The sequence below is a fragment of the Streptomyces sp. NPDC007162 genome (assembly GCF_040634175.1).
In the GTDB taxonomy this organism is placed as follows: domain Bacteria; phylum Actinomycetota; class Actinomycetes; order Streptomycetales; family Streptomycetaceae; genus Streptomyces.
Genome location: NZ_JBEYFC010000379.1, coordinates 1 through 9,027, shown reverse-complemented (window position 1 = coordinate 9,027; position 9,027 = coordinate 1). Strand labels below are relative to the sequence as shown.

Below are 9,027 nucleotides of genomic sequence, written 5' to 3'. Positions count from 1 at the left end.
TTTTTTTTTTTTTTGGGGTGTCTGGTGTCTGGAGTTCCGCCGGGGGCTCGTCCGAGCGGCCGGCCCGCGGGCGCCGGGGGGTCGTAAACCAGTCAGGTCGGTGAAAGATCAGATGCACGAACGGGGGACAGCGGGACACGACGTGACACCGGACCTGCGGCCGGCCCGGTTCACGTGACTGAATTCATGACGGATCAGTGGATGATGCCGGTGCGCAGGGCCACGGCGACCATCCCGGCCCGGTCGCCCGTGCCGAGCTTGCGTGCGATACGGGCGAGGTGGCTCTTGACGGTCAGGGCGGACAGTCCCATCGAGACGCCGATCGCCTTGTTCGACTGGCCCTCCGCGACCAGCCGGAGCACCTCGACCTCACGGCCGGAGAGCTCGCGGTAGCCACCCGGGTGGCTCGGGGCACCCGGGGGACGACGGTGCATGCGGGCGGCGGAACCGATGGGGGCGGCACCCGGTCGGGTGGGGAGCCCGATGTTGGTGCGGGTGCCGGTGACGACGTAGCCCTTGACCCCGCCGGCCAGGGCGTTGCGCACGGCGCCGATGTCGTCGGCTGCGGACAGGGCCAGGCCGTTGGGCCAGCCCGCCGCGCGGGTCTCGGACAGGAGGGTCAGGCCGGAGCCGTCGGGAAGGTGGACGTCGGCGACGCAGATGTCGCGGGGGTTGCCGATGCGGGGACGAGCCTCCGCGATGGACGAGGCCTCGATGACATCGCGCACGCCGAGCGCCCACAGGTGGCGGGTGACGGTGGAGCGTACGCGGGGGTCGGCCACGACCACCATGGCGGTGGGCTTGTTCGGGCGGTAGGCGACCAGGCTTGCGGGCTGCTCTAGGAGAACGGACACCAGGCCTCCTGGGTGGGGGGACGGGGCCGGCTTGTGGGGATGAAGCCGGGACGAACCGTGCTTTCAAGGTCACAGTCGTCTTCGGCACCAAACCCGTCCGCCTTTAGAGAATGATCACGATCTGGTGAGTAACAATACGTGCAATTCGGACACGCGATCGATCATCCGAAGATCGAATCGGTTCGGGCCGTTGCGGTACGCGACAGAAAGTGGCCGTATCGACAAAGAGATGGTCAATGCAGGGTGAGTCGACAGGACCCCTGTGGACGGGTCAGCGCGCCTGCGGGTCGCGGCGCTGCGGCAGGGTGACCACCGAGGCGTCGCCGGGACCGGCCGGCGGCAGCCCCGCCACCTGCGCCAGCAGGTCGCACCAGGAGGCGAGGTGCGCCGCGGTGTCCGGGGCACCGGTGCGGCCCTCGCGGGGCGTCCAGGAGGCCCGGATCTCGATCTGCGAGGCGGCCGGGCGTTCGGACAGCCCGCCGAAGTAGTGCGAACTCGCGCGCGTGACGGTCCCGCTCGCCTCGCCGTACGACAGCCCCCGGGCCTGGAGCGCGCCGGTCAGCCAGGACCAGCAGACGTCGGGCAGCAGCGGATCGGCCGCCATCTCCGGCTCCAGCTCCGCCCGGACCAGCGTGACCAGCCGGAACGTGCCGTGCCAGGCGTCGTGACCGGCCGGGTCGTGCAGGAGCACCAGCCGGCCGTCGGCGAGGTCCTGGTCGCCGTCGACCACCGCGGCCTCCACGGCGTACGCGAACGGCGCGAGGCGCTGCGGCGCGGGCGTCGGCTCCACCTCGACCTGCGGCCGCAGCCGGGCGCCGCGCAGCGCGTCGACCGCGGCCCGGAAGGCCGGCGGCGACGGTGGCGCCGTACTCCCCGTATGTCCGTCACCCTCCCCGGTGCCCTTACCTTCGCCCATCCCGCCAGCGCCGTCCGACAGTCGTCCCTGAGCCGCAGCCATGCGGGGAAGAGTAAGGGGAACGACGCCTTCGCGCAGGGAGAGACACCACCTAAGGCCCCGAGGGCGCGGCAGGCCCGGCCCACGGGGCGTGCGAGACTTGCCGTCGTGAGTGCGAACGGAAGCCCCGCGGGCCAGCAGCCGACAGCCACGTACGACAGTGCCTTCCTGAAGGCGTGCAGGCGCGAACCCGTGCCCCACACTCCCGTGTGGTTCATGCGGCAGGCCGGCCGCTCGCTGCCGGAGTACCACAAGGTGCGCGAGGGCATCCCGATGCTGGAGTCGTGCACGCGGCCCGAGCTGGTCGCCGAGATCACCCTCCAGCCCGTGCGCCGGCACCGTGTGGACGCGGCGATCTACTTCAGCGACATCGTCGTCCCGCTCAAGGCCATCGGTGTCGACCTCGACATCAAGCCCGGCGTCGGCCCGGTCGTCGCCCACCCGATCCGCACCCGCGCGGACCTCGCCCAGCTCCGTGACCTCACCCCCGACGACGTCTCCTACGTCACCGAGGCGGTCGGCCTGCTCACCGCCGAGCTCGGCGCGACCCCGCTGATCGGTTTCGCCGGCGCCCCGTTCACCCTCGCGAGCTACCTCGTCGAGGGCGGCCCCTCCCGCACGTACGAGAACGCGAAGGCGATCATGTACGGCGACCCCGAGCTCTGGGCCGACCTGCTCGACCGCCTCGCCGACATCACGGCCGCGTTCCTGAAGGTGCAGATCGAGGCCGGCGCCTCCGCCGTCCAGCTCTTCGACTCCTGGGCCGGCGCGCTCGCCCCCGCCGACTACCGCCGCTCGGTGCTGCCCGCCTCCGCGAAGGTCTTCGACGCCGTCGCCGGCTACGGCGTCCCGCGCATCCACTTCGGCGTCGGCACCGGCGAACTGCTCAGCCTCATGGGCGAGGCCGGCGCGGACGTCGTCGGTGTCGACTACCGGGTCCCGCTCGACGAGGCCGCCCGCCGGGTCGGCCCCGGCAAGGCGCTCCAGGGCAACCTCGACCCCGCCGTCCTGTTCGCCGGCAAGGACGCGGTGGAGACCAAGGCGCGCGAGGTCCTCGACGCGGCCGCCGGTCTCGAAGGCCACGTCTTCAACCTCGGCCACGGTGTGATGCCGTCCACCGACCCGGACGCCCTGACCCGCCTCGTGGAGTACGTCCACACCCAGAGCGCCCGCTGACCCGGCCCGCTACCAGCCGTGCCGGGGCCGTGCCCGCCTGCCGAACAGCAGGCCGCGCGGTTCCGGCGGCGGGGGCGTGCCCGGCTTGAGCGGCCAGGCGAGCACCATGCCCGCCAGGAAGCCCACGACGTGCGCCGCGTACGCCACGGTGCCCGCGTCCGAGACGCCCTCACCGGACGAGTACACGGCCTGGAGCACGAACCAGAAGCCCAGCACCAGCCAGGCGGGCAGCCGTAGCGGCAGGAAGATCAGGAAAGGCACCAGGACCCAGACCCTGGCCCTCGGGTAGAGCACCAGATAGGCGCCCAGGACGCCGGCGATCGCGCCGGACGCGCCGATCAGCGGGTCGCCCGAGGAGGCGTTCAGGAGCGCGAAGCCGTAACCGGCCGCGTAGCCGCAGAAGACGTAGAAGAGGAAGAACCGGATGTGCCCCATCCGGTCCTCGACGTTGTTGCCGAAGATCAGCAGGAACAGCATGTTGCCCAGCAGGTGCAGCCAGCTGCCGTGCAGGAACATCGCCGTGAAGACGGACAGTGCCGGCGACTTGTGGTAGCCCGGCGGGCCGAGGACGCAGCCGGCGCCGCCCTGGCCGACACCCACCTGCCCGGTCGGCACGAGACGCGGCAGCTGATGGTGGATCAGCTCTCTGGGGACCGCCGCGTAGTGGTCCGTGAAGGCCTGCAGATGACACAGCTGCGCCAGGTCGCTGCCCCCGGCCACGGAGCCGGCTATGCCGGGCGTGAACAGGAACACGAGGACGTTCGCGGCGATCAGTGCGTACGTCACGTACGGCGTGCGACGCACCGGGTTCACGTCATGGACGGGGATGACCACAGGTAAGTAGTGCCCAGGGAGCGCGGAGCCAAAGCCGGACGTTCATGTGAACGTCGCACCGGCCGTGTGCGTATGTCTGTGAAACCGACTTCTGGTTCAGGCGACGTAAGGACAGGCGATGAACGAGCGGGTTGCTCCTCAGGCGTTCCCTCCCATGCAGGCCATGCCCGACGGCGAGGCCGAGCTCTCCCTCGTCGTGCGGCTTCCCTGGGAGGACGTGGCACGGCTCGGTCAGGAGGCCGGACGGCTGGCGGCGCAGATGCAGCGGCCGGTGACGCTGGACGAGGCGGTGAGCAACCGGCTGCGGTCGACGCGGCCGGCTGCGGCGCACGCCCGTCCCGGGGCTGAGCAGCCGCCTGCTGCCGCGCCGGGAGGAGCGGGCGTCACTTCGCTGCCGCGGATCAGTGGGACGGCTTAGACGCGTTTGCGGGGTGCGGGTGCGCGGGGCGCTTCATTGGCCGTCGCGCACTTTGGTCGCCGCCTTCCTCGCCGCCACCAGGACCGGGTCCCACACCGGTGAGAACGGCGGGGCGTAGCCCAGGTCCAGGGCCGTCATCTGTTCCACCGTCATCTCGGCGGTCAGGGCGACCGCCGCGATGTCGACCCGCTTGCCCGCACCCTCCCTTCCGACGATCTGGACGCCCAGCAGGCGGCCCGTGCGCCGTTCCGCGAGCATCTTGACGGTCATGGGGCTCGCGCCGGGGTAGTAGCCGGCGCGGCTCGTGGACTCGACGGTGACCGTCTCGAACCGGAGGCCCACCCGCAGCGCGTCCTTCTCGCGCAGGCCGGTGCGGGCGATCTCCAGGTCGCAGACCTTGCTCACCGCCGTGCCGACGACACCCGGGAACGTGGCGTAACCCCCGCCCACGTTGGTGCCGATGACCTGCCCGTGCTTGTTGGCGTGGGTGCCCAGCGGGACGTACTGCTCCTGGCCCGAGACCAGGTTGAGCACCTCCACGCAGTCGCCGCCGGCCCAGATGTCCTCGTGGCCGCGCACGCGCATCGCGAGGTCGGTCAGCAGTCCGCCGTGCCGGCCCAGCGGCAGGCCCGCCGCCTCGGCGAGGCGGGTCTCGGGGCGGACGCCGATGCCGAGGATCACCACGTCCGCCGGGTACTCGGCGCCCTCCGTGGCCACCGCGCGCACCCTGCCGTCCTCGCCGGTGAGCAGCTCGGTGACCTCCGTGTCGTTGACCATGGTGATGCCGAGGCCCGCCATGGCCTTGTGCACCAGACGGCCCATGTCCGGGTCGAGCGTGGACATGGGCTCGCTGCCCCGGTTGACGACCGTGACCTCGTACCCGCGGTTGATCAGCGCCTCGGCCATCTCCACCCCGATGTAACCGGCGCCCACGACCACCGCGCGACGGCCACGCGTGCGTGCCAGTGTGTCCAGCAGGGCCTGGCCGTCGTCGAGGGTCTGCACGCCGTGCACGCCCGGAGCGTCCGAGCCCGGCATGTCCGGGCGGATCGGGTGCGCTCCGGTCCCGATGACGAGCTTGTCGTACGACGTCCAGGACTCGGCACCGGAGTCGACGGCACGCGCGCGTACCCGCTTCCCGGCCACGTCGATCTCCGTGACCTCGGTGCGCATGCGCAGGTCGATGTCGCGGGCGCGGTGCTCCGCGGGGGACCGGGCGATCAGCTGGTCCCGTTCCGCCACGTCACCGCCGACCCAGTACGGGATGCCGCACGCCGAGTAGGAGCTGAAGTGGCCGCGTTCGAAGGCCACGATCTCCAACTCGTCAGGTCCCCGCAACCGACGCGCCTGGGACGCCGCGGACATCCCCGCGGCGTCGGCGCCGATCACGACCAGTCGTTCCCGCCCACCGTCCATGCTCATGCGAACACGCTACGGGGCGCGGGCATTTCAGGCTCGCTCAGGTGTCGCTGCCGGGCCCGGCGGTGGTACCGCGGCGGCGCACCACCTTCCACCACAGCAGTGCCGCGAGGGCCGCCAGGGCCGCGAACGGCAGGGCCGCGCCCAGCGCCAGGGCGATCCAGCGCAGCATGGTCACGAAGACGTGCCAGCCCCCGGACAGGGCGTCCACGAAGCCGGGCGAGTCGTCCTCGGCGGCCCGGTGGACCGGCGTCTGGGTGAGCGACAGCGTGATCGTGGCCAGGCTCGTGCGGTCCTTGAGGGACGCCTGCTGGGCGAGCAGCGCCTCCAGATCGGCCTCACGGCTGCTCAACTCCCCTTCCAGGGCCACCACGTCACCGATCTTGTCCGCGCGGTCCATCAGCTCGCGGACCCGTGCCACGCTCGCCCGCTGCGACTTGATCCGGCTGTCCACGTCCACCACCTGGCCGGTGACGTCCTGTGCCTTCGCGGTGCGGGCGAGCAGCTTGCCGGCACCCTGGAGGTCGCCGAGCACCTCGTCGTAGCGCTCGGTGGGCACCCGCAGGACCACCCGGGTGTGCTCGTGCCCCGCGGAGTCCCGGCTCGTGGTCTCGGCTCCGACGTAGCCACCGGCGTTCTCGGCGGTGGTGCGAGCCGCGTCGAGGGCCTTGGGCACGTCCTTGACCTGCACGGTCAGGGAGGCGGTGCGGATGATGTCGCTCGCGGTGAGGTCGGGCGCGGTCCTGGCGGCCCCCTTGCCGCCGCTGTCCTCGGCACCGGCGGCACCCGCCGCCTCCCGGGCCGCGCTGCCCGAGTCGGGCTTGGCACCGCCGTCGCCGCCCGCGCCGCATCCGGTGAGGACGAGGGCGGCGGCGAGCAGGACGCCGGCGAGGGCGGGTCGTACGGGACGGCGCATGGTTCCCCCTGGGGATCGTGACGACTGACGCTCCTTCGACGCCGGGGCGGGGCGGAACGTTGGGCGCGGACGGTCCCGTTGCGGTCACGGTCCGGACGCGGGCAGGTCACCGGGCCGGGGCGGGGCCGTCGGTGGGGTCTGAGAGAGTGGGGCCATGAGCGCAACGGGTACGGGCACGGGGCATGTCGTCGTCATCGGAGCCGGGATCGCGGGTCTGGCCGCCGCCCACCGGCTGCTGGCGCGCGGCGCGCGGGTGACCGTGCTGGAGGCGTCCGGGAGAGTCGGCGGGAAGCTGCTGCCCGGCGAGATCGCGGGGGTGCGCGTCGACCTGGGTGCCGAGTCGATGCTGGCCCGCCGGCCCGAGGCGGTCGCCCTCGCGCGCGAGGTGGGCCTCGCCGGGCGGCTCCAGCCGCCGGCCACCGCCACCGCATCGATCTGGACCCGGGGTGCCCTGCGCCCCATGCCCAAGGGCCACGTCATGGGCGTCCCGGGCACCGCCGCCGCGCTGTCCGGGGTGCTCTCCGAGGAGGGCCTCGCCCGCATCGAACGCGACGCCGACCTGCCCCGCACCGAGGTCGGCGACGACGTGGCGGTGGGGGAGTACGTGGCGGCGCGGCTGGGCCGGGAGGTGGTCGACCGGCTGGTCGAGCCGCTGCTCGGCGGGGTCTACGCGGGCGACGCCTACCGCATCTCGCTGCGCTCGGCGGTCCCGCAGCTCTACCAGGCCGCGAAGACCCACGACTCGCTCACCCGGGCCGTCCGCGAGATCCAGGCGAAGGCGGCCGCGAACCAGCAGACGGGCCCGGTGTTCATGGGCATCGAGGGCGGCGTGGGCACCCTCCCGCTCACGGTGGCCGACTCGGTCCGGGCCCGGGGCGGCGAGATCCTCACCGGGACACCCGTGACGGAGCTGCGGCGGGTCGCACCCGACGGGACGAGTGAGACGGGGGGCCCTGCCGGCGGCGGCGCGGCGGTCGGCGCATCGGGCCCCGCGCGCGGTGGTGCGGCGGCCACCGACCGCCCGGCGGTTGCGGACGCCGTCGGTGGCCCGCGGTCGCCGGGCCGGGCCGACGCGCACGGCGTCTGGCGTGTCGTCGCCGGGGACCGGGTGCTGTACGCCGACGCGGTCGTCCTCGCCGTTCCCGCCCCCGCCGCCGCCGCCCTGCTGCGCGCCGAGGCGCCCGCCGCCGCGGCCGAGCTGGCCGCCGTCGAGTACGCCTCCATGGCCCTGATCACCCTCGCCTACCGCCGCGCCGACGCGGAACTGCCCGCCGGCAGCGGGTTCCTGGTCCCGCCCGTCGACGGCCGCACCATCAAGGCCTCCACCTTCGCCTCCCACAAGTGGGGCTGGATCGCCGACGAGGACCCGGACGTCGTCGTCCTGCGCACCTCGGTCGGCCGGTACGGCGAGACGGCCGTCCTCGACCGCGACGACGCCGACCTCGTCGACGTCTCCCGGCACGACCTGCGCGAGGCCACCGGCCTGGACGCCACCCCGCTGACGACCCGCGTCACCCGCTGGACCGGCGGCCTGCCCCAGTACCCCGTCGGCCACCACGCGCGCGTGGCCCGGATCCGCGAGCACGTCGCCCGGCTGCCGGCGCTCGCGGTGTGCGGCGCGCAGTACGACGGGGTCGGCATCCCCGCCTGCATCGCGAGCGCGTACGCGGCGGTCGACCAGCTCGCGGGCGACCTCGGCGGGATCGAGGAGCTGACGGCCAACCCGGTGCAGAGCCTGCACGGCGGAGCGGGAGAATAGGGATTATGAGTGACGACGCCCCCACCACCGAGGCCGGCCGGATCCCGAACAAGGGCAAGCTGGCCAAGGACCTCAACGAGGTCATCCGCTACACCCTGTGGTCCGTCTTCAAGCTGAAGGACGTGCTGCCGGAGGACCGCGCCGGCTACGCCGACGAGGTCCAGGAGCTGTTCGACCAGCTCGCCGCCAAGGACGTGACCGTGCGCGGCACCTACGACGTGTCCGGCCTGCGCGCCGATGCCGACCTGATGATCTGGTGGCACGCCGAGACCAGCGACCAGCTCCAGGAGGCGTACAACCTCTTCCGCCGCACCCGGCTCGGCCGTGCCCTGGAGCCGGTCTGGTCGAACATGGCGCTGCACCGCCCCGCCGAGTTCAACCGCTCGCACATCCCGGCCTTCCTCGCCGACGAGACGCCCCGCAACTACGTCAGCGTGTACCCGTTCGTGCGCTCGTACGACTGGTACCTGCTGCCCGACGAGGACCGCCGCCGGATGCTCGCCGACCACGGCAAGATGGCCCGCGGCTACCCGGACGTGCGCGCCAACACCGTCGCCTCGTTCTCGCTCGGCGACTACGAGTGGGTGCTGGCCTTCGAGGCCGACGAGCTGTACCGCATCGTCGACCTCATGCGCCACCTGCGCGGCTCCGAGGCCCGCAGGCACGTCCGCGAGGAGGTCCCCTTCTACACGGGCC

General features: G+C 72.8%; 9 protein-coding genes. 4 read left to right on the top strand and 5 right to left on the bottom strand.

All coding sequences use genetic code 11. The annotated features are described in order from the left end of the window. Positions 1-194: 194 nt before the first annotated feature. Positions 195-854, bottom strand: a complete 660-nt coding sequence (locus tag ABZ646_RS33065) for a response regulator transcription factor (protein ID WP_005481878.1) — start codon at positions 852-854, stop codon at positions 195-197. A 271-nt stretch (positions 855-1,125) separates the two neighbouring features. Next, positions 1,126-1,812 (bottom strand): DUF3000 domain-containing protein, encoded by a 687-nt coding sequence (locus ABZ646_RS33060; RefSeq protein WP_360527125.1) that lies wholly within the window; start codon positions 1,810-1,812, stop codon positions 1,126-1,128. A 105-nt stretch (positions 1,813-1,917) separates the two neighbouring features. On the opposite strand from ABZ646_RS33060, the gene hemE reads away from it, so the two are divergent. Beyond that, positions 1,918-2,985: a uroporphyrinogen decarboxylase gene (gene hemE / locus ABZ646_RS33055; RefSeq protein WP_360527122.1), complete on the top strand. Its 1,068-nt coding sequence runs from the start codon at positions 1,918-1,920 to the stop codon at positions 2,983-2,985. A gap of 9 nt (positions 2,986-2,994) precedes the next feature. On the opposite strand, the gene ABZ646_RS33050 is transcribed toward hemE, so the two are convergent. Beyond that, entirely contained in the window at positions 2,995-3,819 is an 825-nt protein-coding gene (locus ABZ646_RS33050; protein WP_360527119.1) for a rhomboid family intramembrane serine protease, read from the bottom strand. Positions 3,820-3,937: 118 nt separating this feature from the next. Here ABZ646_RS33050 and ABZ646_RS33045 point away from each other — a divergent pair, with 118 nt between their 5' ends. Further along, the gene (locus ABZ646_RS33045) at positions 3,938-4,237 is read left to right on the top strand and encodes a hypothetical protein (protein ID WP_360527116.1); all 300 of its coding nucleotides are present in this window, start codon (positions 3,938-3,940) and stop codon (positions 4,235-4,237) included. A 33-nt stretch (positions 4,238-4,270) separates the two neighbouring features. Here the strand turns inward: ABZ646_RS33045 and ABZ646_RS33040 are convergent, their stop codons facing one another. Further along, positions 4,271-5,659 (bottom strand): FAD-dependent oxidoreductase, encoded by a 1,389-nt coding sequence (locus ABZ646_RS33040; protein WP_360527113.1) that lies wholly within the window; start codon positions 5,657-5,659, stop codon positions 4,271-4,273. Between the two features lie 37 nt (positions 5,660-5,696). Continuing rightward, positions 5,697-6,572 (bottom strand): DUF4349 domain-containing protein, encoded by an 876-nt coding sequence (locus ABZ646_RS33035; protein WP_360527110.1) that lies wholly within the window; start codon positions 6,570-6,572, stop codon positions 5,697-5,699. A 154-nt stretch (positions 6,573-6,726) separates the two neighbouring features. Between ABZ646_RS33035 and hemG the strand changes: the two genes are divergently transcribed. After that, positions 6,727-8,331: a protoporphyrinogen oxidase gene (gene hemG / locus ABZ646_RS33030; RefSeq protein WP_360527107.1), complete on the top strand. Its 1,605-nt coding sequence runs from the start codon at positions 6,727-6,729 to the stop codon at positions 8,329-8,331. Positions 8,332-8,336: 5 nt separating this feature from the next. Beyond that, the coding region (gene hemQ / locus ABZ646_RS33025; protein ID WP_360527105.1) for a hydrogen peroxide-dependent heme synthase at positions 8,337-9,027 on the top strand (691 nt) is incomplete at its 3' end.